This is a genomic window from Microcoleus sp. PH2017_35_SFW_U_B, assembly GCF_020737865.1.
Taxonomy (GTDB): Bacteria; Cyanobacteriota; Cyanobacteriia; order Cyanobacteriales; family Microcoleaceae; genus Microcoleus.
In genome coordinates, this window is sequence record NZ_JAEQDE010000047.1 from 56,239 (window position 1) to 82,593 (window position 26,355).

The following is a 26,355-nucleotide window of genomic DNA, read 5'->3' on the forward strand; positions in this document are numbered from 1 at the left end:
AAATGACAAAAAAATATCTCATTATTGCCTTTATTGTTTTCTTCTCAATTACGGGTTTTGGTATTTTGAGTTACGCTCAGAGTTCGAGCGATCGACCTTTTGAATTTGCCTTAATTGGCGATTTGCCTTACAGCGCAGAACAAGAAGCAAAATTTCCGAATTTGATTGCAGATATCAATCGATCGCCCGCAGCCTTTGTCATTCACGACGGCGATATCAAAAGCGGTGGATCTGTCTGCGATGATGCAACTTTTGTCAGCCGCCAGCAGTTATTTAATAAATTTGAAATGCCCTTCATTCTCGCCTATGGTGATAACGAATGGACTGACTGTCACCGTTCAAATAACGCCAGTTACAACAATCCCATAGAAAGACTTGCTAAACTGCGGGAAATCTTCAGCAAAGGCACTCAAAGTTTGGGGAAACGTACCTTAACTCTCACCCGCCAAAGCGAAAATTCGCAGTTTGCTAAATATCGTGAAAATGTCCGCTGGATTTATAACGGGATAACATTTTTGGCGATAAATATGCCGGGAAGCAACAACAATTTTGGCCGGACTCCCGAACAGGATAAAGAATATGCCGATCGCAATTTCGCTAATTTAGCCTGGATTAAAGAATCTTTTGCTTCAGCAAAACGCAGCAACAGCAAAGGAATCATATTAGTTGCACAAGCAAATCCGGGCTTTGAACTCGATCGAACCGACAAAAGAATAACCGGCTACAACGATTTTATCGCAACTCTGGAAACAGAAACCCGCAATTTTCCCGGACAAGTCGTATTCGTGCATGGCGATACTCACTATTTCCGCATCGACAAACCTTTACCTCGTTTTGACGATGACACTCAACTCCCCAGACTGCTAAACTTTACCAGAGTTGAAACTTTTGGTTCTCCAAACGTGCATTGGTTGCGGGCTTTTTATGACCCCAAAAATCCTAACGTGTTTGAATTTAAACAGCAGATTGTTCCCAAAAATTAGGCAAATTAACACCAGTTGTATCCCAGATAAATATTGTTTCGCTTATACTGAAGATCGCTAGCATGGAGGAATTTATTTATGACGATCGCAACTGAGCGCATTACCCTTGAAGAATTTCTGAAACTGCCAGAAACTAAACCAGCCAGCGAATACATTGAGGGCGAAATCATCCAAAAACCTATGCCTAAAACAAAGCATTCTCGTCTCCAGGGGCGATTCCTGCGTACCATTAATGAAGTGGTAGAGGAACCCAAGATAGCTTACGCTTTTCCAGAGTTGCGGTGTACGTTTGGCGGGCGCTCGATTGTTCCCGATATTTCTGTACTATTGTGGGAACAAATTCAATTTGATGAGAGTGGCGAATTAGTAGACAATGTGCTAATTGCACCGTATTGGGCGATCGAAATTCTATCGCCAGAACAAAGCTCAAACCGCGTAACTAAAAAAATTATTCACTGTCTCGAACATGGCTGTCAGTTGGGATGGCTAGTCGATCCAGGCGATCGATCGATTTTAGCATTTTTACCCAATCAACAACCGCAATTCTGCGAAGGTAGCGATGTCGTTCCCGTACCCGAAATCATTCCCTTGAATATCACCGCCGAACAAGTATTTAGCTGGTTGAGAATGCAAGCATCAACGACAGGTTCGTAGTGAGGACTTGAGTCCTCATCAAAACAGAGGACTCAAGTCCTCACTACGAACCTTTACCTAAGCACACAATCGCATTGCTGATTGACAGTATGAATTGAGTTATACCCAAAAAGTCTATGTTTTACTCAAGGGTAAAAAATGTGAATTCATACTCAAGTTCAGCAACGCCAATTTTTCGCTCCTTATCTCTAATTTCCCAGTGGTGGAATCTTAGCCAACACACCTTTTTTCAGAGCTTGAGGACGCTCAGACCAAGGCAACAAACCATCCGGTTTAGCATAGTATTGACCCGCGCATTCGAGTACAGCTTCGACACTTTCCGGTTCATTTGGAGGCAAATCACCAAACAGATAAGTATACTTTCCAGCAGCAGCAAAAGAGACCGCACAAGAGTGACTGCAAGCACTCATGCACTCAACTTCTTGAATCTCAAACTCATCAGACAACTCCCAATCTTTAGCGAGTTTAGATAAATCTTCCATAAATTGTTGGCCACCACTTTTACCTTCGCGCTTGCCATCTTTCCAAACACTAGCGCAAGCAGTGCAAACCAAAAGACAGTGTTTTGTGCGTACAACCGTGTTTCGTTTAGTTCCATTCATCATCCGTACCTCGCAGATGCGTTCAAAAGTGAGTTAGATATCGGCGGGCATTCTGACTTGAGAGGTAAAGGACTGAAGTCCTTACTACAAACCTCATTACAGTTGCGGGACAGCGCCGGACTTGCACCGAACTTTCCCCGTTTCCTCTGGCGGCTGCTCCCCGCTAGAACCGATCGCGAATTCAAATCCTATCACACTTGCCGCCCTTTCCCAAAAAAGTTATCTTGGTAACAGCAAGTTTTAATATCTAACCACATAAATTAACCCCGTTCGTAGTAAGGACTTTAGTCCTCTGATATTTCTGCGGACTGAAGTCCTCACTACAAACCTTATGAACAAAGCTTTTCCCGACTTTTCCACCCATGGCTATCAAGTAATCCGCGAACTCGGATACAACAGTTTGGGCGGCCGCGTTACCTATTTTTTGGGAACTGGTATTAGCTTTTAGTTACATCCAGATTGCTTGAGCAACTGTACTGCGGATTCGCTTTAAGTTTTCCATACCTATCTCTTTAAGATTTAACAAAGACTCGTCGCTGGCTTCTACCAATTCAGACACCGTGAGGTATCCAGCAGCTTTCAATATATCAATTTTGCGCTCTGTGAGTCCATAAGGATATGCGTGAGATTTTTTTAATTTGCTAATATCTTCATTTAATATTAGCATTTCACCATGCTCAGGTAATTCAGGCAATTGAATTTTAAACAATTTACTTGTTTTGTGTAATTCTAAGGGTTCATTTCTCTCATTTTGCTCATTTAACCACCTAGTATAAATTTCATTAGTGACCCGAGCTCCCGTAGTTTTTTCCAACAATGTGCATAGATTCAAGCTATATCTTGTTCCTCGTCCCCTGGATTTCATTGCCCGTGAAACATCTCGAATTGAAATAAATCCAGTATATTCAAGTAGTTCTAACGGCTTTGATAGACGTTGTGCAATTTCTCTTAAAATAAGTACATTCTGCTTATTTTGCTCACCAGCCTGCTGAAATATTGATTCTGCAATCTCCCTTGCAGGATCGAGCATTGGTGCATATATGCCAAGTTTGGGCTTAAGCTCTTCAATCAAGGGCCAATAGTAATTACTTGCAAGGTCTATCAGTGTCTTGGTTATATGGGCTAAACTAATCTTGTGTTCTCCACAGTTTTCCGACAGACTATTCCATGCAAATATAAATCCCCTCATGTTTCCAAGTACAGCCCGTCCCATAAACCCCGCAACATTTTCTAAACCAAATTGACCAGAGAAAGACTCTTCAGGAAGCTGCTGATAAAACCTTTTTCTAATTATCTCGGCAAAGTTAGTATTATAGTCTTTTAGTTCATCATTCCTTGAAACATCGATCACCGTAGCATCATTATATACATCAAACCTTGTTCCAAAATTAGTAACTCCCGGGTAAATAGCAGCTTTACATGATATTGTACTGCTCGATAAAGTCCGAAATATATCGAAAAATTCATGCAGCGGAGCTTCCCGACCAATGTGAGCCGCGTCATCAAATAAAATAACTATCCTTTTCCCAGATGCACTCGATAAACTAGATAATTCTCTCTGAAGTGATGTGATGTTTGGCAAAGCTTCAAAGTCAAAGAGATTACCTGCTTTAATAACTGTCTTATTTACGGCATCAATTATTAGCTGACATAACATTATTTCATACTTCTTACCGTCACTTCTGAGTAATTCAAGATGACGAAGACTGATGTATATGCCAAATGTAGAGCTTAAATTATTTTCAGGATACATTCTTCTTGATGCTTCTATCATAAGCGCACTTTTTCCACTACCACGCGCCCCTTTTAATAACACTGGGCCATGAGCAATCAAATTTGAAATAAAGCGCTGCTCTTGTTTTGAGAAATAATGCAGTTTCTCAAACTCTTCAGGCGAACAATCTTCTGCGGCTAAGATCAGTGATGAATTTTCAGAAATAGCATTAACCATTAGAAAACTCCCATTTCTTGAATTTCTTTATAAGCGGTGATCGCTACTTGAATATCGAGTTTATTCACTGCATGACTGACTACAGAAACAAATAACCCAAGGGTAGCGATATTACGAACTGTTTTCTCTATCAGTTGTTGAGTTGTGTCTCGATCCAAGGCTGAACTTAAAGGAATCACCAGTTCGTGATGTATTCCTTTTGAAAGTTCAGAGTAGAGACTTGAAAAATCATTTAAAGTTTCATTATAGAATCTTTCAAAAGATTTTGTTCTAAGATTGACTATCCATTCATCCCCGCTGACATCTCTGATTGCATCCAACAGCTTATCAAAGTTAGCAGACCATATTAGTGTCTTATAATAATCTCCAAGCAAAGCTCTAGTAGGGTTTTCCAGTGACTTATCCTCCCAAAGATTATTGACCTTTTTGGCTAAAACATCACCTTGCCAATGTATAGACGACTTATTAGGCTTATCTATTTGATAATGGGAGTGCCTTTGATATTCCCTAAGTAGGAGGACTCTAAAAGGATCGAGCCTCGCAATCAGTGCGGTACATCCCAATTCCAGTATACTTCTACCTAAAAATGGGGCAAATAATGAAATTTGGTTATCACTGAGGGATTCTAGTCTTACTAGCTCTTTAACAACATTATCAATTGACGCGGATAAATGACTTAGCACCTCATCAATTTCACCTCCATCAGGAACGACATTTCCACAGAGTAGTTTGGCTAATGCTGACTGATTAGTTACTGACTCATCGACACCTGATTCATTAGAACTCATTTTATTTTACTGTAACCCGATCGACAGCTCCCAAAATTTTCACACGCAATGCGCACCTTACGGCTTGTAGGGTGCGCACCTTACATACTACAAATTAAGCTGTTTCGTGCTGTTGCCGCCATGCGGGATGCCACAGCAACTCGGCAGTCGATCGCTTCTCGACCATTTCCTTCGTAATCGTACACTGAGCCACATCCTTGCGGGAAGGCAATTCGTACATCACATCGAGCATTAACTCCTCCAAAATGCTGCGGAGAGCTCTCGCGCCGGTTTTGCGTCGGTAGGCTTCCTGGGCGATCGCCCGCAGCGCATCCGGCTCAAATTCCAACTCCACGCTATCCATCTTCAACAGCTTCTGATACTGCTTCACCAGCGCATTCCGGGGCTCAGTCAAAATCTGCATCAAAGCCGCCTCATCCAGCGGCGAAATCACCGTCACCACCGGAATCCGCCCGACAAACTCAGGAATCAAACCAAACTTAACCAAATCATCCGGCTGTACCTGCTGCAAAATATCAGCCGCCCGCTTATCCTTTGCCGGCAAAGTCGAGTTGCTGTCGCTTTCTGTTGGCTGAATAAAGCCCAAAGATTTTTTACCCAAACGCTGTTCTACTATTTTTTCTAAACCGACAAAAGCACCGCCACAAATAAATAGAATCTTGCTCGTGTCAACTTGAATAAAATCTTGGTAAGGATGTTTGCGACCGCCTTGCGGAGGCACATTAACCACCGTTCCTTCCAACATTTTTAGTAGCGCTTGCTGCACTCCTTCTCCCGATACATCCCGCGTGATCGAAGTGTTTTCGCTTTTGCGAGCAATCTTGTCAATTTCATCAATATAAATAATCCCGCGCTGTGCAGATTCCACATCAAAATCTGACATTTGCAACAGCCGCAGCAAAATATTTTCTACATCGTCGCCGACATATCCAGCTTCTGTCAGCGTCGTCGCGTCAGCTACCGCAAAGGGAACTTCGAGCATTTGTGCCAAACTTTGCGCTAACAAGGTTTTGCCGCAACCTGTCGGCCCGACTAGCATGATGTTGGATTTTTGCAGTTCGACATCGCTGTCGGGGGAAGACTTGCCGCTGTCTTTGGCTTGGTCTACGCTCAAGCGCTTGTAATGATTGTAAACTGCTACAGAAAGGACTTTTTTGGCTGAGTGCTGGCCGATGACGTGGTTGTCTAAATGCTGTTTAATTTCTGTGGGTTTGGGAATTTGAGCTAGAACAATTTTCGATTTGCTCGATCGACTCTGGCGTTTCGATCCTTGTCCCTGAGACTCTCGCACCTCTGACTGGGGAATCTGTTGACCAATTGTTTTGCTAGAGTCAAAGAACTCCTCCTCTAAAATTTCATTGCACAATTCCACGCATTCATCGCAAATGTAGACGCCGGGCCCAGCTATTAACTTGCGGACGTACTCCTGCGACTTACCGCAAAAGGAGCATCTGAGATGGGAGTCATATTTTGACATATTTAGCCTCTTACTTTACGGTTGCGGTTGTTTGTTTTGACTGGGGAAGTTGCAGCGGGCTCGATCGAGTACTCAGCCCTAGAAAGGTTTCCCGATCTGACACCAAAACCAGTCAAGCTTCGCGGACTCTATTTCTAAGTTAACAGTTAGCAAAAACATGGACAAATATCCTGTCATGCTTTTTTAAATTCATTCGGTGTTATCCGAATCGGGCGAACTGCACACCCACTATCCCTATACACAAGTGCTGTTGGGAATACTTTCCTGAGTATGTTATAAGAACCATTTACGTCAGCATTGATTATTGTTCCGTCTGCTGACTTGTAGAGTCCTCTCTTTATCCTACGTCCACTGAACTTGAGTGCTGAGTCCTTCTTTCCATAAGTTGGGATTGGGTCATTATCTAAGAAACTTGATTTGCTAGTGTAGCTTTCTTCGGTGAGAATTACTTTAATTCCAACTAACTCAGCTTTGTAAGTCAGCATCTCCACAAACTTTGCATGAGGAATAGAAACAAATTGTTGATTGTTTCTTCTTCCCAGACTCGACTCCTGCTTCCATAAATCATTCTTACCGATAACCAGCGTTCCTATTTCATTCGGGAGCAGATAATTAATGATTAAGCGAGAAGCCTTATGCAAGTAACCATCAACTTGATTGTTTCTCTTAGCGGATAATTGCTGAATTCGCTTTGATGTTTGAGCTTTACCTTTGAGCAGAGATTGCAGCTTAGCTTTCTGCTTGTTGTAGTGCTGGTTGAGTGCTTTGAGTGGCTTGCCGTTAATCAATAAAGGATTAAACCCTTTCTGATTTGAAGTTACTGCCGCTAAGTTACTGACTCCAATATCAATTGCTGCAATATGCTGGAAGTTTAACTGGTTAAGCTTTGATGCTATTTCATAGACTACCTCGATGACATACTGACCTGATTGCGGGATGATTCTAATCTGTTGAACATTTTGACATTTAGTGGGAAATTCAATGCTTGTCTTGGAAAGCTTTACTAATCCCTTGACTAATGCAGGCTTGCTAATCGCTCCTTTCTCATAGACAACGCAGAAACGTCCTTTGAGCTTATCTTTGTACTTCGGCAATTTAGGTTTGCCCAAAAACTTGCCTGGATTTTGTTTCCATTCCTTCATAGCCTCAAAAAATGACTTCCAGTTTCGATGCAGACTAATCAGGACTTGATTGCTGACTTTGGCAGGAAGCGCCTTGTAGGATTCATGAGATTTAACTTCATGATAGATTTGGCAATTATCAAGATAAGTATTCTCTAAAACAAAAGACTGCCTCACTAAGTAATTACAATAGTTGTAGAGATTTTTGGAACGCCATGCTAAATCGTCGCACTCCTTAGAGAAACTGTGACTTTTATCAATAATGTGACGCTCTACCAATCTCATTCTTCTTCTCCTTTGCTAGCTGAACTCGACTGCAACTCTAAAATTCACTTCTCGGTTTTCCTTGCCGATCGCCCTCGCTCTGACCAGATTTCCACCATCTGCGAGCAGTATTATAGGAAACTCCTGCTTTCTTGGCATAGTCCGACCGCTTCATACCCCTATATTACCTTAGTCCTTGGGAATAATAAAAAATTCTGACGAAGGCAAGGCCTTCTACATAAGTCCCGAAAGCAAGCCTTCTGCCGAAACCAAACTGGCTTACCATTTTTTGTATTCCAAAAATTTTCCCGACATAATTATTTTCACTCGATCGCCTTTTGGGTCTATTTCTTTCTCGACATCCAAACTAAAGTCGATCGCGCTCATAATCCCGTCACCAAATTTTTCGTGGATCACTGCTTTGAGCGGCATCCCGTACACCTGCATAATTTCATAGAAGCGATAAATCAACGGGTCAACCGGAACTGCTGCATCCAAAGAACCTTTTAACGGAGGTTCGCAGAGCACCGCAGCCGTCTCGCCATCCAATCCCAAAGCCGAGACAATTTTTTCGGCTTCATCCAACGATGCGGTAGCTTGACGGTAAAAAACCGCCGCAATCCAAACTTCGTCGCGACCCAAAACTTTTTCCAACTCGGCAAAACTAATTCCCTTAGCTTTTTTAGCAGCCAAAAGCTTTTCTGTAATTTCTGAAGTTGCCATTAAATATTCTCCAACTCACTGCTGTACCAGATATGAAATATCTCTCACATTTTGGTGATTTTGTCAATGGCAACTCGATCGAAAAAACAGAAGCGATCGATCGCAGAGCTTCAGCAAAACCAGGTCTCATCAACCTTGACAAGCGAATTTCGACCTGTGGTACCCGCCACGTGATTTATCCGTGGAATCAATCCCAAATCGAAAATCGAAAATCCTCTCTTCCCCCGAATTTATCGATTGACAACTTATACAAGTTTTGCATAGTAGTATAGAAGATTTGAGATTGGGAATAATTGATGACTACCAGGGTTTAGAGCTGGTCTACAGTTGGATGATTTATTTCAAATTGCCTCGCAACAGATCAATCCCCAAAAACACTCCTAACTGCCCTCTGACAATGATACAGTTGGCAGTATATCCAGTGCAAGTTACACAAACAAAGGCAAACGGCCCAGTTTGGATCGTGCCAGCGTGCCCCCCGCCCAAACACGGATAGAATTCCCCGACAGGAGTCGCCAGTCGCCCCAAATTTTAGAATCAGGTTCCTCTGCTCCCAGATTCATCTGTGGAGTATTGACACTCCCCGGCGTGAACGCACGGGGATTCTTGGATCAATCAGTCAACTTGCTCGTTGATGCCACCACCAACGAGTAGAGGTCGGTCTGTCCCCAAGCGTTAATTCCGGTGTGCCCCACCGTATTTAAAATAATTCCTGATTGCTTTAATCCCTTCGCTAGGATATTCAAAGCTGCATTATGGTCGCGGTCTAACACCGTGCCACACAGGCAAATATGAGTTCTGACGGATAGCGACTTCTGGACACGATTTCCACAACTTGAGCAATCTTGGGAAGTGTACCCAGGTGCTACAGCAACTACTGTTTTACCATACACTTTTCCAAAGTATTGCAAATAATGATCAAGTCTGTGACCACGCTGCATCGCTAATTCCCAACGCAAGTTTATGGTTTTTCACCATATTTCTCACCTGAAGGTCTTCGTAAGCTACGAAATCGCTAGATTTCACCACGTACAACGCCGTCTTAATGGCGAAGTCTTTGCGCTGCCTACTAACTTTCAAGTGTTTTCTACCTAGCTTATTGATTGCTTTCTTTCGATTACCAGAACCTTTCTTTTTCCGTGAAACTCGTTTCTGCAACCGCTTTAAAGCTTTTTCACTTTTACGAAGATGCCGAGGATTTGTCATGGTCTCCCCACTACTATCGGTATAGAAATGGTTTAATCCCACATCTATCCCAATAGCTTTACCAGTCGGAATCACTGATTCTGTCCGCTCTACATTTATACAAAACTGAGTGTAGTAACCATCGGCACGACGAATTACCCTAACTCGTTTGATTTCCTTGGGTGAGTAGAAATGCAAGTCTCGACTACCGAGCAACCTGAATGTTCCCGCAGCAAAACCGTCCGTAAAAGTCAGACATCTTTTATCGGTAGAAAGCTTCCAACCTGATGTCTTATACTCTACGGAACGAGTGTGCTTTTTGAATTGCGGATATCCCTTTTTTCCTGGCTTCTTAGCTTTACAATTAGAGAAGAAACGTTGAATAGCAAAAATGGCACGTTGGGCCATCGCTTGACGCGCCATTGAGTTAAGTTTTCCTGCCCATTCAAACTCTTTCGCCATGATGGCGCATTGTTTGTAGAGGTCAAGTAGTTTGACTCCCTGATTGTCGATCCAATATCTAAGAGCTTTGTTTCGGACAAACTGAGCTGTGCGGATCATCTCGTCGATGACTCGGTATTGCTGTGGGTTGCCTTTCAACCTAAACTCTAGTACAATCATGGAACTATTTTATCATGTTTATAAACTATTGTGAGTATAAATAAACTGATTTATGAATCTTTACACCCGCAATTAAAGCCGTCCTATAAGGACGGGGCTTTAGACCCAATCTTTTGGTAAATCTCTCATTCTTCAATTTTTAAATCTAACATAGACTGACTCTCCATCCTCGCTCCCGCAGCCAAAGCCCCTTTACCGTTCATAACCGACAAGTGACAAAAGTATGGATATTGAGACCAAAGATTACAGCATTGAGTACGATCGCGCTACCCAAACAGTTACCTGCTGCGGCTCGTTTCGCATCAGCCAGATGGAAGAATACGCGCCGATCGTCGATCTGCTCAACGAAGTGACGGACTCCTCGCCTAATATGATTACTCTAGACTTGCGAAAACTAGAATTTTTAAATAGTTCAGGAATTAACATTATATCAAAATTTGTGATCAAAGTGCGCCAGCTAAAAAATATTCAAATCAGCATACAAGGCTCAAAACAGATACCATGGCAGGGAAAATCGCTCAAGAACTTGCAGCGGCTGATGCCTTCCTTACACTTAGAATTGGATTATTGACACTCCCCGGCCGTACCGCGGGATTCTTTAATCTACGATGTAGCTTGCTCGAGCAGGATTTCTCCAACAAGAGTAGAGGCTTCATCTCCTAAAGCGTTGCTTGCATCAAGTGCAAAGGTTCCGGTATGCCCTACCGTACCTAATCCTCGACTCAGGATGATTCTAGCTGCGTTTTCGTCTCTATCCATTACACAACCGCACTTACAGACGTGCGTCCTAGTAGATAGCGTTTTCTTCACAATTACACCGCAAAGGGAGCATTCTTGGCTGGTATATTGCGGACTTACCGCCACCGTTACCCTCTCAAATACTTTGCCAAAGTATTCAAGCCAGACACGAAATTGATACCAAGATGCGTCGTTAATAGACTTAGCCAGACAGTGATTCTTCACCATGTTTTTGATTCTCAAATCTGCCTTCGGCACGGCGAAGCGCCTACGTAAGCTATCAAGTCGTTGGACTGAACTACGCACCGCGCTAACTTTACAGCGTGGTCTTTACGTTGCCTACTTATTTTGAGGTGTCGCTTACCTAGAATCTGTCTAGCCTTGCCTCTATTTTTTGAATTTTTTGCCTTTCTAGAGACACGTCGCCCTGAACGTTTAAGAACTTTTTCACTCCGGAGGAGGAACTTAGGATTTCCAACCATCAATCCGTTAGAGTCGGTGTAGTATTCCTTTAAACCAACGTCTAGACCTATGGTATTTCCGGTTGGTTTTGTATTCTCCGTTCGGTTAAAATCAATACAGAACTGAACGTATATACCATCCGCCCTTTTTACCAATCTCACCCGTTTAATCTGGCTAATTTGATAGAAGTTTAGATCCCGCGTCCCTTTCAGTTTTAACCTTCCAATTCCTTTTTTGTCACTAAAAGTTATGGATTTTCTGTCCGAAGCAAGTTGCCAACCAGATGTCTTGTATTCAACAGAACGACAATCTTTCTGAAATTGTGGAAACCCTTTTTTACCCGTAACTTTCCGTTTACAGTTATCGTAGAATCGGGAGATAGAAGACCATGCTCTCTCTGCGCTAGCTTGTCTAGCCATTGAGTTGAGTTCTGAAGCAAATGGGAATTCTTTAGCCAGTACAGCGCAGTATTTTTGTAGATCGTTCTGACCAACCTTTTGATTATCCATCCAATAGCGTATACAACTATTGCGAATGAATTTGGCAGTACGAATTGCTTCATCTACTGCCGCGAACTGACTGGATTTCCCATATGTTTTGAACTCAAAAACTAGCATTGTCTTACCTCCTATCTTATATTACACTTGCCTATATCAATACCCCGGACTGTTTTTTGAGCAGCGACCCAAAGCCTCATTCTACCGTTAATATTTCACAGATACTGGAACCCAGAACCCGCATTCTACCGTTGGTACTTTGTAAAGCCGTCAAGCTTATGACGGGGCTTTAAACCCAGATTTTCGGTAAATCGCACAAGGTAAAGGTGTTCACCTATCCCGCCTTGGGGAACCAGGATGAGAGCACCTGAAGTTAATGCGAATAAGTCATAGTTAAGTTAGCACCAAACTGTAAAAAACTTCCCTCTCAGACTAAAAATTACCAATTTTCAATTGCTATGCAGGAAGAACCATCGAGAGAACAGCTACTTTTGGACGTTCAGCGACTGAGTGCGGAACTAGAAAACTTGAAACGCGAAAAGTCCGATCTAGAAATCTTGCTGGAGACTACCACCCAACATTCGGATACGATGGAAGCTCACTTGCTCTCTCAAGCTCAGTTGGCCGTGCGCGAAAGCGAACAGCAGTTTCGGGCGATCGCCTCGGCAACTCCCGTTCCGGTATTGGTTTCTCGTCTCTCGGACGGCTTAATTTTGTATGCAAACGCTCAATTGGCTTCTCTGCTAAACATACCCCTAGAAGAATTGATCGGCTGCTGTACCCCAGACTTTTACCTCAACCCCGCCGATCGCCCAAAGGTACTCGAAGCCCTCGCCCAAGACGGATACCTGCAAAACTACGAACTCCACTGCAAAAAATCAGACGGAACCCCTTTCTGGGCAATTCTCTCGGTTCAGTCCCTCCAGTTTAAGAGTCAGCCGACGGCATTGTGCGCCTTGTACGATCTCACTCAGCGCAAGCAAGCAGAAAACATTCTCCAAGAGAGCGAAAAGCGGCTCCGGCGGCAGAGTCTGGCCCTGTTGCAGCTAGGGCGGCAGAGGACTCTCAACAGCGGTGCGCTGACTGTGGGAATTCGCGAAATTACTGAGGCTGCTGCGCGCACTTTGGAGGTGGAAAAAGTCAGCGTCTGGCTTTACAACCACGACAGATTGGGAACTGGCTACCCGATCGATCCTCAGCTAAATTTTACCCACAGAGCGATCGCCCGCAACCAAAAAGAATCTCTCGATACAGAGGCGGCCCCCCGAAACGATAACGAGTCAGTCAATCATTCTCAATTTAAAATCCCCAACCTCAAATTAGTTTGTCTCGACTTGTACGATCGCACTCACGAGCATCATTTGAGCCGCCAGTGCATATCAGCAAGCGATTTAAAATTTTCAATTTTAGATATAGAAAACGACGCGCCGGGCGAAAATCTAGCTGAAGACAATGGTTTAGAACCGGCGCCGCACACTCAAAACTCGATCGAAACAAACTTGTGCCACTTATCATCGATCGCCGAACATTCCGGTGTGCTGCCGAATAAGAGCAAGCCAAATTCATCGATCTTAAATGTAGCAATTAGGCTCGGCGGCCAGATCGTGGGCATCCTCTCTCTAGAACATATCGGCGCGCCCCGCCAGTGGGCTCTGGAGGAGCGCACCTTCGCCGATTCTTTAGCAAATTTAGTCGCGCTGGCGATCGAAGGATTTGAACGCCAGCGAGCTCAGGAAGCACTCTCCAAAGCCAAAGCGCAGCTAGAAATGACCGTCGATCAGCGCACCGCTCAAATCACCGCCACCAATCAACTGCTCCGCAGCGAAATTGCCGATCGTAAAAGAGCCGAAATCGCCTTGCAAGAAGCCTTACACAAAGCAGAAGCAGCTTCCAGAGCTAAAAGCACTTTTTTAGCCAATATGAGCCACGAACTGCGAACGCCGCTCAACGCCATTATCGGTTACAGCGAAATGCTAGAAGAAGAAGCACTGGACTCCGGACTCGATGACTTCATCCCCGATACCCAAAAAATTCGTAACGCCGGCAAACACTTGCTGACTTTAATTAACGATATTCTCGACCTTTCTAAGATAGAAGCCGGTCGGATGGAGGTTTACTTAGAAGAATTTGACCTCGGCAATTTAATAGAAGAAGTTGTTGCAACTTTGCACCCTTTAGTTGAAAAAAATCACAATCAATTAGAAGTTTCTTGCTCTCCAAATTTGGGAGTAATGTATGCAGATTTAACTAAAGTCAGGCAAATTTTGTTTAATTTGCTCTCAAATGCCCTCAAGTTTACCGAAGGTGGAACGGTGCTGCTGGGCGCCACTCGCGAGCCAGCAGGCGATAGCGATTGGGTTTATTTGCAGGTATCTGATACGGGGATTGGAATGTCTGAACAACAGCAGCAGGGTTTGTTTCAACCTTTTATGCAAGGGGATGCTTCGACTACTCGCAAGTACGGAGGCACTGGTTTGGGATTGGCGATTAGCCGCTTGTTTTGCCAGATGATGGGCGGCGATATCACTCTTGAGAGTCAGTTAGGTGTTGGCTCTACTTTTATTGTTCAATTAAAGGTCAAAGTTGACAGTTGACAGTTGACAGTTGACAGTTGACAGTTGTCAGTTGACAGTTGACAGTTGACAGTTGACAGTTGACAGTTGACAGTTGACAGTTGACAGTTGACAGTTGACAGTTGACAGTTGTCATTGGTCATAAGGAAGAAGAAAGAAGAAAGAAGAAAGAAGGAAGGGAGAAGGGAGAAGGGAGAAGGGAGAAGGAAGAAGGCAACGAGCACGCGATGGAGAGCATCTCAGTTTTGCATTATTTATAGTGCGAGCGTCCCCGCTCGCGTGCGTGTATAAGCTTTGCTGTGCGGGGACAGCACGAAAGATAAAAAATGTTTCTTGCAAAACTGAGATGCTCCCCATGCGATGGGGATTTAACAGATTTAACGGATGGGTAAAAGATGCAATAATTCGCCATTACTAACAACCAATAACCAACAACCAATAACCAACAACCAATAACCAACAACCAATAACCAACAACCAATAACCAATAACCAACAACCAATAACCAATAACCAATAACCAACAACCAATAACCAACAACCAATAACCAACAACCAATAACCAATAACCAATAACCAATAACCAATTCCCTGTTAATTGTGATACCGATCGCGATCGACCTCTGTTGCCGATCACACAGTCGCATTTTTTCCCAGCCTAGAATACTTTTATTATCCCAAACTTGTGCCACAACCAGAATATAGCGCCTTCCTGCATTTAAAATCCGCACCTCAACCTGCCACAGGGGGGGGGTGGGGGTATTGCTTATACAAAGGCAATTTGGTAAAAGTAATGCTATCGTCGCTAACCAGTAGAAGGCAAAAGTTAACAGGAAATCAGGAATTATCAAAGGCATAAGAACCCAGAAACACAATTCGGCTTTTTGCCTTCTCCCTTGAACCTTCAAACTGCGGCCTCTACTGCCGAGATAGCAATGCCACCGACAGCAGTGCACAAGTTCTCAAAATTAAAGGAGTGCATCGAGATGATTAAACCTTGCAGTCAACCGCTAAAAATAAATCCTTTCACTTCTTATCGCGATCCCACTACAGGCAAATGGACTGTAGTTCCAGCAGTTCAGAATGTTTGCGAAACAGACTCTAGTTTGAAACCCAAAGCCGAAAGCGAACAGGAAAGTAAAGTAGAAACAAGTGTTTCTGCTGTGCCTGCTATCTCGCTGCCGAAAAAACGCTTTTCCTTCTCCTTGCTTGGGCTTAAAAACCTTGCTAAAAAATCTTCTGTCACTGTCAGTAGCTAGCCATCGCCGGGGCATAATCTAGTTTCTACGGTTACGCCCGGGCGATCGCCAAACATAAAAAAAACAAGCTGTTCCATAGCATAAATTGCCAAAAAGCGATATACTGGCAGCAAACTTTCTCCTCACAATATCCGTGAAGTATTTGCTCGATCGCTTCGTCCACTTTGTATGGACAGACCGACCAATTCGCCAGCGGGGAACAGTCATCGTTGCTATCCCCGTGATTTGTCTGTTTGCTTCGCTGATCGCAATTGCAGGACTCCGGGATAGTGCAATACAGATAAGAAAGCGAGCAGATACTCATAAGGAAATACTTCACGGAACCAACCGCTTGTTAACCACTGTGGTGGATGCGGAAACGGGCATTCGGGGTTACGGGTTGACGAAGCGCCGCGATTTTCTAGCACCATATTTAGAAGCAAAGAAGAGTTTGCCTCCGCTGCTGGCTCAACTCGAAATTGCGGTGGGAGAAAATCAACTGCCAGATCAGGGATTTGCACAAATTTAAAAAAGTACCGAGTGCGATCGATCTTCTCGCTCGCGCTCTGAGCAATCCGCACCGATCGTCCTGCTGGCAAATATTTAAGCAGGATCGCAGCGGATTTCGATGATAAATCCGTCGGGATCGTAAAAGTAAATGCCGCGTCCTGTAGCGCGCGTGACCGGGCCACTGTCGATCGCAATTTCATTAGACTTTAGCACTTCCAGAGCGCGATCGAACAAATCGCGATCGATGTCAAAGGCCAAGTGGTTAGCGCGAGTAAAAGCCTTTTGGGGATCTGGGTTTGGCGGTTCCAAATCTGGCTGCCAAAATAAGTCAATCACAGTCCCGTCTGGAGTGATGAAATTAGCGACTTTACCAGCAGCCACCATTTCGGTTAAACTTGCGGGAATTTCTGCACCTGTGAGTTCGTGTAAGCCGAGAATTGTACCGTAGAAGTGGCAGGAAGCTTTCATATCGCGCACGTTTAAAGCGATATGGTGAACCCGGCGCAAGTTCCCCGGCGCCAAGGCAATTTTGACGGTGCTTTCGGTAGTTTGCATGGTTGTCAATTGCTACTGTTAAAATTGGATGATGTTAAATTTCCTCAGAGTTCGATCGTTCGGACTTCAGTCCTCAGATTTCTATAGAACCCATTTGAGATCTATTTTGCGTAAATCTGAGAAACCGGGTTTCTCTCTATATTTCTCGTCACCCAACCCAAAAACTCGTAGAAACCCGGTTTCTCGACATTAGCGTAAATCTCAGAAACTGGTTTCTGTCTATATTTCTAGTCACCAAACCCAAAAACTCAAAGATGTCAAATGGGTTCTATAAGGACTGAAGTCCTCACTACGAACCCATTTAAAGTTTGATCGTGAGGACTTAATCTCAATTATTGTTACTTTTCTTTAGGGAACGATGCCATACCTACAAATAGCATGGCCAGCCCGCCTCCCAGAATCGCGAACGCCAGTAAACCTACGGCTAAATCTAATCCCGATGTATTTTCCATTAAATTAAAACGTTCTCCAATTAAATCCAATCACCGGTATTTGTTAATTGTTGATTGCTTCTCAACAATGAGGAAGAGAAGAAAAAACAAGCTAACTAACCGTAGGGTGCGTCATACCAATTTAATGTGAAGTTGCACATATTCCGATCCCCCTAAATCCCCCTTAAGAAGGGGGACTTTGAGAAGATTCCAGTCCCCCCCTTATTAAGGGGGGTTAGGGGGGATCAGATTCGGGAGCAGCCTCATAAAAAATTGGTATCAGGGAGAAAATTGTTAGTCTGTATGCAAAACATTTAGCCCTGACGCACCCTACAATAACTAAACATCCATCCGTTACATCGGTTAAAAAATCCGTTGGCGAACTGCTTATTTTGCCAATTCTCGATCGATCGCAGCGATCAATTCCGGCGAATCTGGGCCCACGCTGCTGCGGAATCTGGCAACCACTTCACCCTGTTTGCTAACTAAGAATTTTTCAAAATTCCAGGAAACCTCACCTTTTGGATCGACTGCATTCGTAAGCTTAGCGTACAGGGGGTGCTGCTGGCTGCCTTTAGCGCTTACTTTGTCAAATAATTCAAAGCTGACACCGTATTTTGTAGTGCAGAAATTGACGATTTCTGCGTTGCTTCCGGGTTCTTGAGCTCCGAAGTCGTTGCAGGGAAATCCTAAAACGCGGAGTCCGGCGGCGCCGTACTTCTGGCTCAATTCTTCGAGTCCTTTGTATTGAGGTGTATAGCCGCATTTGGAAGCTACGTTAACTATCAAGAGTACCTGGCCAGTGTACTCTCCTAGCTGCTTGTCTGCGCCTGCGATCGTTTTTACATTAATGTCGGAGATGGTGCTGGGCATTTTCAAATATTTCTAAATTTGACTAGCACAATTTTACCGCAATTTGGTAAGATTTTGTCGATTTGCCGATCGCTCAAAATTAAAAAATCCAGACCAGGGGGGTTTGCAGAGTTCCGGCGGATATTAGAGTAGAGATATTTGTGAACCCGATGAAATTTTTCAATAGGTACGTAGTTGCGCTTCAGCGCTCTTGCATATATATAGCGGATCAAGCGAAAGATTCGCGGACGTTGTTGGGAAGAAAGCCCTATACGTTTAAGGGTTATGTAAGCTGTCAGTCATACCTCATCTTTTTGAGAAAGGCTATATATAAGACAATACCGTTTGCTTAAGACAATAGGTACGTAGTTGCGCTTGAGCGCTCTTTATATATAACATTTATAACGAAAGATGAGGTATGACTGTAAATGGAGTTTTTGATGCGACCCCGTTTACTACACGATAAGTATAAGAGGGCTTAAGCCCAACAACGTACCTCACTTATCTGAGTGGCTTTCCGTCATCCATTTTTGGTAGGTATCCTCAAGTTGCTTGTCTTCCAAAACTATTTCTAGGCGGACTTTGACACAACCGTGGCGGGGTTGAGAGGCGATCGCATTTAAGATCTTGCTAGCTTTCTGCACAGACGTAAATTCTGCCTTAACTGTCGGTTCCTGGCGATCGCTCTTAATCTCTGCCAAATCTATACCGGTGATGTTTCCCTCGCCCAAATCTATCTCTGCCAAAACCTTCGGATCGTCGCCGACTTGTTCGACAATCAACTTTTCCCACTGGATCGGCACTTGTACCATCCGAGTCTCAATTTCTTTGCGGACTATGACTTCGCCGACTTTGCGCTTGCTGCGATTGATTACCAATCGTTCTTCTAGCAGGCGAATTACTTCTCGATCGACAATATCCAAGTTTTCGTCATCCTCATCGGTCTCTAAATGTTCATTTTGGCGATCGGCATCTGTTAGATTTGACATAACTGTTGAGGGATTAGTTGACTCGCTATTGCTCACTTCATCAAGCTGTTCTGAGGATTTTCCTAAATACTCATACTCTGCCGTTCCCCCAATTCCGGGCAGCAGATCGACTGCATCGGACTTAATACTTACAAACAGAGTCTTTTGATGATAATCTACTTTTTTGAGCAGCTTGATACTTACTAAAAAAATGCGGGGGTTTTCGCGACCTAGCCCTGATACCACAAAGTTTAGCTGACCGTTAGGATCGAAATAGACATCTTTGATTTTGCCTACCAAGTGACCTTGGTTGTCTTTTACTGTAAAACTTTTTAGCTTAGTCCTGACTTTTTCCGGCACCCGGTTGAGACGGGTATTTGATTTGGCTGTGGCTACTTTTTCGGCTGATGCTTGACCGTTCATTTTTAAAACTTTCCTGCTTAGGGATTTTTATTATGAATTGGGGCGAATTGTTCAACAGTTGACAGTTGACAGTTGACAGTTGACAGTTGACCGAAGGAAACCGACCTCTACCTAGAAGTCAGAGGATTGGAGTAATGAATAGTCTGATTTTAATTTCTCCCGAAAAAGCTTGGGGCTTTCAACCAATTCTTTCTGGTAAAGGCGGGGAAAGTGCATAAACTTTGGCCAAAACCGGCAAGTTTCGCACTCCACCCGCCGTTATATAGGAATACGCTTGGGTTAAAACTGTTGAGTCCTCGGAGATCCCCCTAAATCCCCCTTAAAAAGGGGGACTTGAAGAATACTCTTTTCCCCCCCTTCTTAAGGGGGAATCGGGCTTAACTGAAGCGTATTGCGTCATCTAGGAATTGCGCGATCGCCAAATTCAAACCTGTGCGGTGAGAGAATTATGTGATTAATGCGTAATTCCTATTCAAGACTTCCTGCGGTTGGTTTAGATAGTTTTATTATCTACAACCGGAGTTCCGTCAGTCTGAATGTCTAATTCTTCACGGCGCAAGGTTTCTTCCCCGTCAACCGTGCTGCGAACAACTTCTTTTCTGACGTTGACTTCTTCGCGCACGTAGGCTTCCTTGTGAATGTCGGCCGTTTCTTCGTAGACTTCGATGCGTGCAACTTCCCCTGATTGGAAGTCAGCCTCGCCGACTGAAACTACTCTACCAGCTTCGACTGGTGTGACTCGCTCGATTACGACTCGTTCTTTTTCAATGGGTACTGAAGCTCTTGCTGTTTCAGTTTCCACCCGCTTACCAACTGCTACTTCACCTGTTTTGGCGCGGTTTTTGTTGGCAATCAAGCGTTCTTCATAAAGCTTGAGATTTTGGTGGTTCTGTTCGTTGGTTTCGTAGAGGGGGCGATCGATATCGTAGCTGTAGCTGCTGCGATCGTAGCTAGCAGGAGTTGCAGTGCTTGTCGCTGCTGTGCCTGGATTGCGGTAGACGCCTCTTACTTGTTCTTCGCGATCGTAATCTAGGGGTTCCATTTCATTGTAAGCCGGCAATTGTTCTGCTTGAGCTTTGCTGCGAAGGCCTGTGGCGTAGACGCGATGGGCTCCGTAGTCGAAGCGGGCCGAACCGATCGGCAGCAATACTTTTTTACCAAAAATCCAAATACCGGTATCAACTACCAGATAGCGAAAACGGCCAGTTTCATCAACCAATGCGTCATAAACGGTGCCTACTTTTTCGTCAGAGTCGCCGGCATAAACATCAAATCCCTTGATGTCGTCTCCAGCAAATATTTCTTCCTTATAATTAGGCTCAAAATCTGCAATTCTTTGAAGTGCCATGTGTTTTTTCCTCGTCGCTCTACTTAAATTAATAGTAGAAATTAATGGCTTAACTTCCCTCTCCCTAAAGTCTGAACTGCTCAATTTAGGGCGTTTAATACTATAGGAATACAGCGCGGTGTCGGTGCTAGCGCGCTCAGCTATTCAATACCTGATTGAGTCACAATACGGTTCAGTTAGGGCTAGTGTGATTGCGAGGAACGAAATAAAAATTAGGTACGTAGTTGGGCTTGAGCCCTCTTTCTCTATCAGTCTAAAGAGGGCTAAAGCCCAACAACGTACCTGTAGTTTCAGAATGTTGCAGGAGAGAGGCTTCAGGAAAGCTATAAATTTTAGGTTTAGAGTGGATTTAGTTGATCTCTGATGGTTTCTATGCGTTTGCGGTTGACTCCTAAATCCGACTGTCCCAGACGCGAAGCCGATCGCACGTGAATCACCTTTGCCCCATCATCTACCAAAAATTCCACATCATCCACAAAGCCCATCAAAGCACTGGTGAACTCCGCATACAGGTAATTATCGGTTGCGGTGATAATTTTAGTTTTGCCCGAGGACTCGATCGCCCCTTTGAGCTTAGCCATAGCCTCAGCAGGCGACGAAGTGTAAGCCAAAGGCTCAATTTGGTGCTCGGCATCTTGACTGAAGCTGCTGACGCAGTTGGGGGAAGCAGGACACGCTGCCAGTTTTCCTGATACAATGCCGATATTAGTAGGTCTTTTTCCAGCAAACATGGTTTTTTCTCCGGGAATTAGGGTAAAAGTTGCGATCGCCAGTACCGCTACAGCTACCAGCGATATTAAAACAACTAGGACTCTTTTCAATGCTGTCGGCGATTTTGTTTCAACTGTTTGCAAAGGATGAGTCCTCCAGAAAGTGCGATTTAGATCTAATTTTAATATTAATTGAAATTGACATCTCAAACCTAAATAGATTGAGTTTGTTCTTCGAGCAACCAGTAAGTCAGCATTGTTCCTTTACCTTTAACCGTGATAGGCCCCCGTTCTTCAAAAATAAACTGCTCTTTCAAACGCTCGTAAGTCTTCGCCGTCACTTGAATTTTACCCGGCAATCCGTTCGACTCCATCCGCGAAGCAACATTCACAGTATCTCCCCACAAATCATAGCTAAATTTGCTAATCCCAATAATGCCCGCCACCACCGAACCGCTGTGAATTCCGATCCGCAATTGAAAACCTTCTCCAATTTTGAGATTAAACTTTCTCAAAGCTACCTGCATATCCAAAGCTAAAAGTGCGATCGCCTCAGAGTGATCCGGGCGCGCCGTCGGCAAACCCCCAACCACCATGTAAGCATCCCCAATCGTCTTAATCTTTTCCAACCCGTGCAACTCAGACAACCGATCGAACTCCGAGAAAATCCCGTTCAAAATTTCTACCAACTGCGTCGGACTTTTGTGAGCCGAAAACTCTGTAAAACCAACCAAATCAGCAAACAATACCGTCACCTCATCAAAATGATCCGCGATCAGCTTTTGCTCTTTTTGCAAGCGCTCAGCAATAGGTTTAGGCAAAATATTCAGCAGCAATTTCTCTGTTTGCTTTTGCTGCAATTTCAGCGCTGCTTCAGCTTGTTTCCGCTGAATCAGCGAACCGAGCTGCGTAGCAACCGCACTCACCAATTCCAGCAAACGCGGCTGAGATTCCAGAACTTTTTCGCGATAAAAAATCAAAATAGCTAACACTTGGTTGTCCGCCAAAATTGGCAAACCAAAAGCCGCTCTCAATCCCACATTTACCGCAATTTCCGATCGCAGAAACACTTGTTCCGGTGCAGTAGAAACATCCTCGATCCATTCGGACTGCTGCGACTGCCAAATCCTCCCTGGGAGTCCCGCACCAGGAGCAAAAGTTAGCTGCCAACTTGTCTGTCTGAATTGGGCAAAACTCAAATCGCTGACGTACCTGCCTCTAGCACATCTTAAAACGCCGTCACTGTTAGGAATCCAAGCTTCGCCCAGATTCCATTCAATAGTTTGACAAATTAAACCTAAAATCACATCTATAGCCGACTCAAAATCGTCAGATTTGCTAATAGCTTGAGTTGCCTCCAGCAGCAATCTTGTTTCCATTTCAACCTGACGGCGATCGGCAATTTCCTGGTGCAACTGGACATTTTGATCGGTCAATTTTTGATTTTTTTCTTGCAGTTGCATTTGCAAAGAACGCACGGTCAGTTGATTGCTCACTCGCGCCAATACTTCTTTAACCTGAAAAGGTTTTGTGATATAATCTGCTCCGCCTACTTCAAAAGCTTTTGCCTTATCTATTCCTTCTTCTAACGCGCTGATAAAAATGATGGGAATTTCGCTAAATTGCGGTTGTACTTTTAGTTTTTGACATAATTCATAACCGTTAATATCCGGCATCATAATATCCAGCAAAATCAAATCTGGGACGCTAGACTGAATTGCATCTATAGCCGAAAAACCATTAGTAACAGGTCTAACTTTATAGCCATTTTTTTGCAAGATTCTAATCAACAAACGCAGATTGTCTGGCGTATCGTCAACTACTAAAATATCTGCTTGATAGTTTTCAGTTTGTTCCGCCTTCATCTCCACGATCAGATTCCTCCGCCTCGGCAACTAAATTGAGAATTTTCTGGTAATCAAAATTACCGAGATGACCCTGGAGGATTTCGGCAAATTCAGGATGAGCATCCCTTATTTCCTCGATTGTTATCCCAATTAAGTCAAAATCAGCACTGCGGATTACCTGCCTCATGTGATCTATCCATTGTGCGGGAAGTATGGGTAAATAAGCAAGCGCATCATTAGACTGGGAGTCAGATAGATTGTGGCGATCGCCCGCTGACATCAAATCCGTTGAGTTAGAGTATAGATACTTCACCCCTAAATGTTTGTGAAGGGTATCAAAGATATCATTTTTGCGGAAGGGTTTGTTAATAAAATCGTCGCAGCCGACGAATAAAGCAAACGATCGCCTCCCTTCAATGGTACTAGCTGTCAAAGCAATAATCTTCGGAATCAGAGGTTCGACACCAGAGACGTTGATTTCCTCCCCCATTGCTTGCTTGGACTGTCTCTGCTGTATCCTGAGTCTAATTTCCATCGTCGCTTCGCAGCCATCCATCACCGGCATTTGCAAATCCATCAAGATTAAGTGCGGCTGCCAGTTTTCCCAGATTTCTACCGCTTCACGGCCGTTGCTAGCCTGTTTCACTGCAAAACCCAAGGGAGAAAGCATTTTAACTAAAAGTTGGCGGTTGTCTTTGCGATCGTCCACAACTAAAATCCGGTAGGATGGCCCATCTGGTTCCACTCCCATCACCAGGCTGCTGATTTCCGGGGTAGGAATCGAAGCGGCATCAACTGCATCAACTTCAATCTCAAATCTAAAAATCGTACCTCGATTTTGCTCGCTTTCCACAGTAATATTGCCGCCCATTAGCCGTACAAATTGGCTGCTGATCGTCAAGCCTAAACCCGTCCCTTTTTGAGCTTTTTGACCGGATTCTGTTTGCACGAAGGCTTGAAAAACCTTGCCCAATTCTTCGGGAGAAATGCCACTTCCTGTATCTTCTACTTCAAATTGCAGAAACAACGAACCAGACAAATCTAAATTATTCTCCGTCAATTTTTCACTCTCAGGCAGACTGTAACTTGTCGAACCATCTAAATTTGTAGGATTTTCACCGGCAATGACAATTTCGCCTTCTGAATCATGTCCTCTTGCTTCTTCTCTATTACTTCTATCTGTTACATCCATGACATCCCCTACATCTGTCCCTGCCGAACTGCCTTGCCTAAGAGGCCTCACTCTTACAGATACCCCGCCAACTCTGGTAAATTTCATGGCATTACTGAGGAGATTGATTAGCACTTGGCGCAGTTTTACCTCATCAGTTCGCACGTACTGCGGAACATCTGTATTTCGCTGAAAAACTAACTGCAAACCTTGAGTTTTCGCTCGTAGTTGAAACATATCTTCCATTTCGTCAAGCAAGTCGTAGAGATTGAAGTTTGTCGGAAAAACAATCATCCGGCCCGCTTCGATTTTTGCCAAGTCTAAAGCTTGATTGATTAAAGTCAGCAAGTGTTCGCCGCTGCGGTGAATAACTTTGATATTGTCTCGGTCTTCTGCTGTTAGATTTGGGCTAGATTCGACGATTTGAGTAAAACCGAGTATGGCATTGAGGGGGGTACGCAACTCGTGGCTCATGTTGGCGAGAAACGTACTTTTCGCTCTGTTTGCTGCTTGGGCAGCTAATGCAGCCTGTTGCAGTTGTTCTGTGCGTTCCACAATTTCAGCTTCTAAGGTACGCTGGTAATTTGCTAGGACTCTTTCTGCTTCTTTGCGCTCGCTGATGTCTTGAATAGCTGCGATCGCAAAAACAACATTTCCGCTGCTGTCAAAAATTGGCGTAGCAGTTACCTCTAAAGTAATTATCAAACCGTATTGAGTGATTTCAACATCATCAACTTTGACAGATTCCCCTCTCAGCGCCCGTAAAATCGGAAAATTTTCAGGAAAATATAGGCGATCGCTCTCGCCGTTATAAAATTGATCCATTCCACGCCATGTTTGGGCAGCCCTCGCGAGGACAGTTTGTGAATCAAGCAATTCCTGCGCTGCATGATTCAAATACGCGATCGAGCCATCGGGATTGTAAACAGATACCCCCACCGGCAAAGCTCCTAAAAATTGATTCAGCCGACTTTCACTCGCAGATAATTCCTCGTTGGCTAGCTTCAAGTCTGCGTTTACCACCTCTAACTCCGCATTGACTCTCTTTAACTCCTCGTTGGCTTGTTGTCGCTTGATAGTTTCAATTGTTAATTTTTGGTCTTGCAAATAACTGTGTACTGCTTCTACCACTGTTATTTGTAAATCTTCATCCTGCCAAGGTTTCTGGATGTATCTGTACAACTTAGCATACTTGATGCTGTTGCTCAGAGCTTGTAAATCGGCTTGTCCCGTCAGCATAATTGTCAGGGTATCGGGCGATTGTTCGTGAATTTGTTTGAGCAGCTCGTCCCCTTTAATATCCGGCATGATGTAATCGGAAAGCACCAAAGCTATTTCATGCTCCTCAGCCCGCAAATCTGCTAGCAATTCCAAAGCATCTTCTCCACCTTCTGCCGTTTCAATAATGCACTGATCGCCGATCGCCTTTTTGAGCTCAATCTTTAAGCTTTCCAAAACATCAGGCTCGTCATCTATACAAACAATCACAGGTTTCTTCATAAATTTATTTGCCATTTTTTTTGTTGAATATTTACTTATCCAAGGCAAAAAATAGTTGTTTGGTTTCGCTTTTTTGCCAGTTTCACTACCTTACCACCCCAGTCAATCGATTTTAGATTTTAGATTTTAGATTTTAGATTGACCCCACGGATAAATTCCGGGGA

At 43.9% G+C, this 26,355-nt stretch carries 23 protein-coding genes, 2 pseudogenes and 1 riboswitch; of the genes and pseudogenes, 7 read left to right on the top strand and 18 right to left on the bottom strand.

What is annotated here, in order from left to right; all coding sequences use genetic code 11:
- Positions 1 to 2 precede the first annotated feature (2 nt).
- Together JGK36_RS13645 and JGK36_RS13650 are read left to right on the top strand one after the other, a co-directional pair.
- On the top strand, positions 3 to 983 hold the full coding sequence (locus tag JGK36_RS13645) for a metallophosphoesterase (RefSeq protein ID WP_293197128.1): 981 nt from the start codon (positions 3 to 5) through the stop codon (positions 981 to 983).
- A 78-nt stretch (positions 984 to 1,061) separates the two neighbouring features.
- Positions 1,062 to 1,637 (top strand): Uma2 family endonuclease, encoded by a 576-nt coding sequence (locus JGK36_RS13650; protein WP_293181267.1) that lies wholly within the window; start codon positions 1,062 to 1,064, stop codon positions 1,635 to 1,637.
- 188 nt (positions 1,638 to 1,825) lie between these two features.
- On the opposite strand, the gene JGK36_RS13655 is transcribed toward JGK36_RS13650, so the two are convergent.
- The 7 genes from JGK36_RS13655 to cynS form a co-directional block, all read right to left on the bottom strand.
- Positions 1,826 to 2,242: a DUF1636 domain-containing protein gene (locus tag JGK36_RS13655; RefSeq protein WP_366516573.1), complete on the bottom strand. Its 417-nt coding sequence runs from the start codon at positions 2,240 to 2,242 to the stop codon at positions 1,826 to 1,828.
- 21 nt (positions 2,243 to 2,263) lie between these two features.
- Positions 2,264 to 2,428, bottom strand: a riboswitch (cobalamin riboswitch).
- A gap of 259 nt (positions 2,429 to 2,687) precedes the next feature.
- Entirely contained in the window at positions 2,688 to 4,190 is a 1,503-nt protein-coding gene (locus JGK36_RS13660) for a hypothetical protein (protein WP_293181264.1), read from the bottom strand.
- On the bottom strand, positions 4,190 to 4,978 hold the full coding sequence (locus JGK36_RS13665) for a hypothetical protein (protein ID WP_293181261.1): 789 nt from the start codon (positions 4,976 to 4,978) through the stop codon (positions 4,190 to 4,192). Before JGK36_RS13665 ends, JGK36_RS13660 begins: the two co-directional genes overlap by 1 nt.
- A gap of 94 nt (positions 4,979 to 5,072) precedes the next feature.
- Positions 5,073 to 6,455, bottom strand: coding sequence for an ATP-dependent protease ATP-binding subunit ClpX (gene clpX / locus JGK36_RS13670; protein ID WP_293181258.1), 1,383 nt, complete (start codon positions 6,453 to 6,455; stop codon positions 5,073 to 5,075).
- A 173-nt stretch (positions 6,456 to 6,628) separates the two neighbouring features.
- Entirely contained in the window at positions 6,629 to 7,861 is a 1,233-nt protein-coding gene (locus JGK36_RS13675; protein WP_293181255.1) for a transposase, read from the bottom strand.
- 15 nt (positions 7,862 to 7,876) lie between these two features.
- The gene (locus tag JGK36_RS13680; RefSeq protein WP_293192285.1) at positions 7,877 to 7,999 is read right to left on the bottom strand and encodes a hypothetical protein; all 123 of its coding nucleotides are present in this window, start codon (positions 7,997 to 7,999) and stop codon (positions 7,877 to 7,879) included.
- Between the two features lie 120 nt (positions 8,000 to 8,119).
- Positions 8,120 to 8,563, bottom strand: a complete 444-nt coding sequence (gene cynS, locus JGK36_RS13685; RefSeq protein ID WP_293181252.1) for a cyanase — start codon at positions 8,561 to 8,563, stop codon at positions 8,120 to 8,122.
- Positions 8,564 to 8,595: 32 nt separating this feature from the next.
- On the opposite strand from cynS, the gene JGK36_RS13690 reads away from it, so the two are divergent.
- A complete protein-coding gene (locus JGK36_RS13690) occupies positions 8,596 to 8,835 on the top strand; it encodes a hypothetical protein (protein ID WP_293200968.1) in 240 nt (79 codons plus the stop codon).
- A 339-nt stretch (positions 8,836 to 9,174) separates the two neighbouring features.
- On the opposite strand, the pseudogene JGK36_RS13695 reads toward JGK36_RS13690, so the two are convergent.
- Positions 9,175 to 10,369, bottom strand: a pseudogene (locus tag JGK36_RS13695) (RNA-guided endonuclease InsQ/TnpB family protein).
- Between the two features lie 223 nt (positions 10,370 to 10,592).
- Here JGK36_RS13695 and JGK36_RS13700 point away from each other — a divergent pair.
- A complete protein-coding gene (locus JGK36_RS13700) occupies positions 10,593 to 10,940 on the top strand; it encodes a hypothetical protein (RefSeq protein WP_293181249.1) in 348 nt (115 codons plus the stop codon).
- Positions 10,941 to 10,972: 32 nt separating this feature from the next.
- On the opposite strand, the pseudogene JGK36_RS13705 reads toward JGK36_RS13700, so the two are convergent.
- A pseudogene (locus tag JGK36_RS13705) lies at positions 10,973 to 12,186 on the bottom strand (RNA-guided endonuclease InsQ/TnpB family protein).
- A gap of 338 nt (positions 12,187 to 12,524) precedes the next feature.
- Between JGK36_RS13705 and JGK36_RS13710 the strand changes: the two are divergent.
- A complete protein-coding gene (locus JGK36_RS13710; protein ID WP_293192290.1) occupies positions 12,525 to 14,660 on the top strand; it encodes an ATP-binding protein in 2,136 nt (711 codons plus the stop codon).
- Positions 14,661 to 14,889: 229 nt separating this feature from the next.
- Here JGK36_RS13710 and JGK36_RS13715 read toward each other — a convergent pair whose 3' ends face one another.
- Positions 14,890 to 15,495 carry a hypothetical protein gene (locus JGK36_RS13715; protein WP_293181243.1) on the bottom strand — a complete coding sequence of 202 codons (606 nt, stop codon included), beginning with the start codon at positions 15,493 to 15,495 and terminating at the stop codon, positions 14,890 to 14,892.
- 27 nt (positions 15,496 to 15,522) lie between these two features.
- On the opposite strand from JGK36_RS13715, the gene JGK36_RS13720 reads away from it, so the two are divergent.
- Together JGK36_RS13720 and JGK36_RS13725 are read left to right on the top strand one after the other, a co-directional pair.
- The gene (locus tag JGK36_RS13720) at positions 15,523 to 15,897 is read left to right on the top strand and encodes a hypothetical protein (RefSeq protein ID WP_293200970.1); all 375 of its coding nucleotides are present in this window, start codon (positions 15,523 to 15,525) and stop codon (positions 15,895 to 15,897) included.
- Positions 15,898 to 15,982: 85 nt separating this feature from the next.
- Positions 15,983 to 16,405, top strand: coding sequence for a CHASE3 domain-containing protein (locus JGK36_RS13725; protein WP_293192293.1), 423 nt, complete (start codon positions 15,983 to 15,985; stop codon positions 16,403 to 16,405).
- Positions 16,406 to 16,479: 74 nt separating this feature from the next.
- Here the strand turns inward: JGK36_RS13725 and JGK36_RS13730 are convergent, their stop codons facing one another.
- The 8 genes from JGK36_RS13730 to JGK36_RS13765 form a co-directional block, all read right to left on the bottom strand.
- Entirely contained in the window at positions 16,480 to 16,941 is a 462-nt protein-coding gene (locus JGK36_RS13730; RefSeq protein WP_293181234.1) for a VOC family protein, read from the bottom strand.
- Positions 16,942 to 17,279: 338 nt separating this feature from the next.
- Positions 17,280 to 17,423 carry a hypothetical protein gene (locus JGK36_RS13735; protein ID WP_293181231.1) on the bottom strand — a complete coding sequence of 48 codons (144 nt, stop codon included), beginning with the start codon at positions 17,421 to 17,423 and terminating at the stop codon, positions 17,280 to 17,282.
- 336 nt (positions 17,424 to 17,759) lie between these two features.
- Positions 17,760 to 18,245 (bottom strand): glutathione peroxidase, encoded by a 486-nt coding sequence (locus JGK36_RS13740; protein WP_293197127.1) that lies wholly within the window; start codon positions 18,243 to 18,245, stop codon positions 17,760 to 17,762.
- 476 nt (positions 18,246 to 18,721) lie between these two features.
- Positions 18,722 to 19,615, bottom strand: a complete 894-nt coding sequence (locus tag JGK36_RS13745) for a DUF2382 domain-containing protein (RefSeq protein WP_293181225.1) — start codon at positions 19,613 to 19,615, stop codon at positions 18,722 to 18,724.
- A 493-nt stretch (positions 19,616 to 20,108) separates the two neighbouring features.
- Complete coding sequence (locus JGK36_RS13750) at positions 20,109 to 20,963, bottom strand: DUF2382 domain-containing protein (RefSeq protein WP_293181222.1); 855 nt, start codon at positions 20,961 to 20,963, stop codon at positions 20,109 to 20,111.
- 338 nt (positions 20,964 to 21,301) lie between these two features.
- The gene (locus tag JGK36_RS13755) at positions 21,302 to 21,817 is read right to left on the bottom strand and encodes a DUF1499 domain-containing protein (protein WP_293197126.1); all 516 of its coding nucleotides are present in this window, start codon (positions 21,815 to 21,817) and stop codon (positions 21,302 to 21,304) included.
- Between the two features lie 68 nt (positions 21,818 to 21,885).
- Positions 21,886 to 23,544 carry an adenylate/guanylate cyclase domain-containing protein gene (locus JGK36_RS13760; RefSeq protein WP_293181216.1) on the bottom strand — a complete coding sequence of 553 codons (1,659 nt, stop codon included), beginning with the start codon at positions 23,542 to 23,544 and terminating at the stop codon, positions 21,886 to 21,888.
- The gene (locus tag JGK36_RS13765; protein ID WP_293181212.1) at positions 23,519 to 26,206 is read right to left on the bottom strand and encodes a response regulator; all 2,688 of its coding nucleotides are present in this window, start codon (positions 26,204 to 26,206) and stop codon (positions 23,519 to 23,521) included. Before JGK36_RS13765 ends, JGK36_RS13760 begins: the two co-directional genes overlap by 26 nt.
- Positions 26,207 to 26,355 lie beyond the last annotated feature (149 nt).

What these genes read in the sequence shown, in the direction of transcription:
- JGK36_RS13645 (WP_293197128.1), top strand. Translation starts at nt 3, where the DNA reads ATGACAAAAAAATATCTCATTATTGCCTTTATTGTTTTCTTCTCAATT.
- JGK36_RS13650 (WP_293181267.1), top strand. Translation starts at nt 1,062, where the DNA reads ATGACGATCGCAACTGAGCGCATTACCCTTGAAGAATTTCTGAAACTG.
- JGK36_RS13655 (WP_366516573.1), bottom strand. Translation starts at nt 2,242, where the DNA reads ATGATGAATGGAACTAAACGAAACACGGTTGTACGCACAAAACACTGT.
- JGK36_RS13660 (WP_293181264.1), bottom strand. Translation starts at nt 4,190, where the DNA reads ATGGTTAATGCTATTTCTGAAAATTCATCACTGATCTTAGCCGCAGAA.
- JGK36_RS13665 (WP_293181261.1), bottom strand. Translation starts at nt 4,978, where the DNA reads ATGAGTTCTAATGAATCAGGTGTCGATGAGTCAGTAACTAATCAGTCA.
- clpX (WP_293181258.1), bottom strand. Translation starts at nt 6,455, where the DNA reads ATGTCAAAATATGACTCCCATCTCAGATGCTCCTTTTGCGGTAAGTCG.
- JGK36_RS13675 (WP_293181255.1), bottom strand. Translation starts at nt 7,861, where the DNA reads ATGAGATTGGTAGAGCGTCACATTATTGATAAAAGTCACAGTTTCTCT.
- JGK36_RS13680 (WP_293192285.1), bottom strand. Translation starts at nt 7,999, where the DNA reads ATGCCAAGAAAGCAGGAGTTTCCTATAATACTGCTCGCAGATGGTGGA.
- cynS (WP_293181252.1), bottom strand. Translation starts at nt 8,563, where the DNA reads ATGGCAACTTCAGAAATTACAGAAAAGCTTTTGGCTGCTAAAAAAGCT.
- JGK36_RS13690 (WP_293200968.1), top strand. Translation starts at nt 8,596, where the DNA reads ATGAAATATCTCTCACATTTTGGTGATTTTGTCAATGGCAACTCGATC.
- JGK36_RS13700 (WP_293181249.1), top strand. Translation starts at nt 10,593, where the DNA reads ATGGATATTGAGACCAAAGATTACAGCATTGAGTACGATCGCGCTACC.
- JGK36_RS13710 (WP_293192290.1), top strand. Translation starts at nt 12,525, where the DNA reads ATGCAGGAAGAACCATCGAGAGAACAGCTACTTTTGGACGTTCAGCGA.
- JGK36_RS13715 (WP_293181243.1), bottom strand. Translation starts at nt 15,495, where the DNA reads ATGCCTTTGATAATTCCTGATTTCCTGTTAACTTTTGCCTTCTACTGG.
- JGK36_RS13730 (WP_293181234.1), bottom strand. Translation starts at nt 16,941, where the DNA reads ATGCAAACTACCGAAAGCACCGTCAAAATTGCCTTGGCGCCGGGGAAC.
- JGK36_RS13740 (WP_293197127.1), bottom strand. Translation starts at nt 18,245, where the DNA reads ATGCCCAGCACCATCTCCGACATTAATGTAAAAACGATCGCAGGCGCA.
- JGK36_RS13745 (WP_293181225.1), bottom strand. Translation starts at nt 19,615, where the DNA reads ATGAACGGTCAAGCATCAGCCGAAAAAGTAGCCACAGCCAAATCAAAT.
- JGK36_RS13750 (WP_293181222.1), bottom strand. Translation starts at nt 20,963, where the DNA reads ATGGCACTTCAAAGAATTGCAGATTTTGAGCCTAATTATAAGGAAGAA.
- JGK36_RS13765 (WP_293181212.1), bottom strand. Translation starts at nt 26,206, where the DNA reads ATGGCAAATAAATTTATGAAGAAACCTGTGATTGTTTGTATAGATGAC.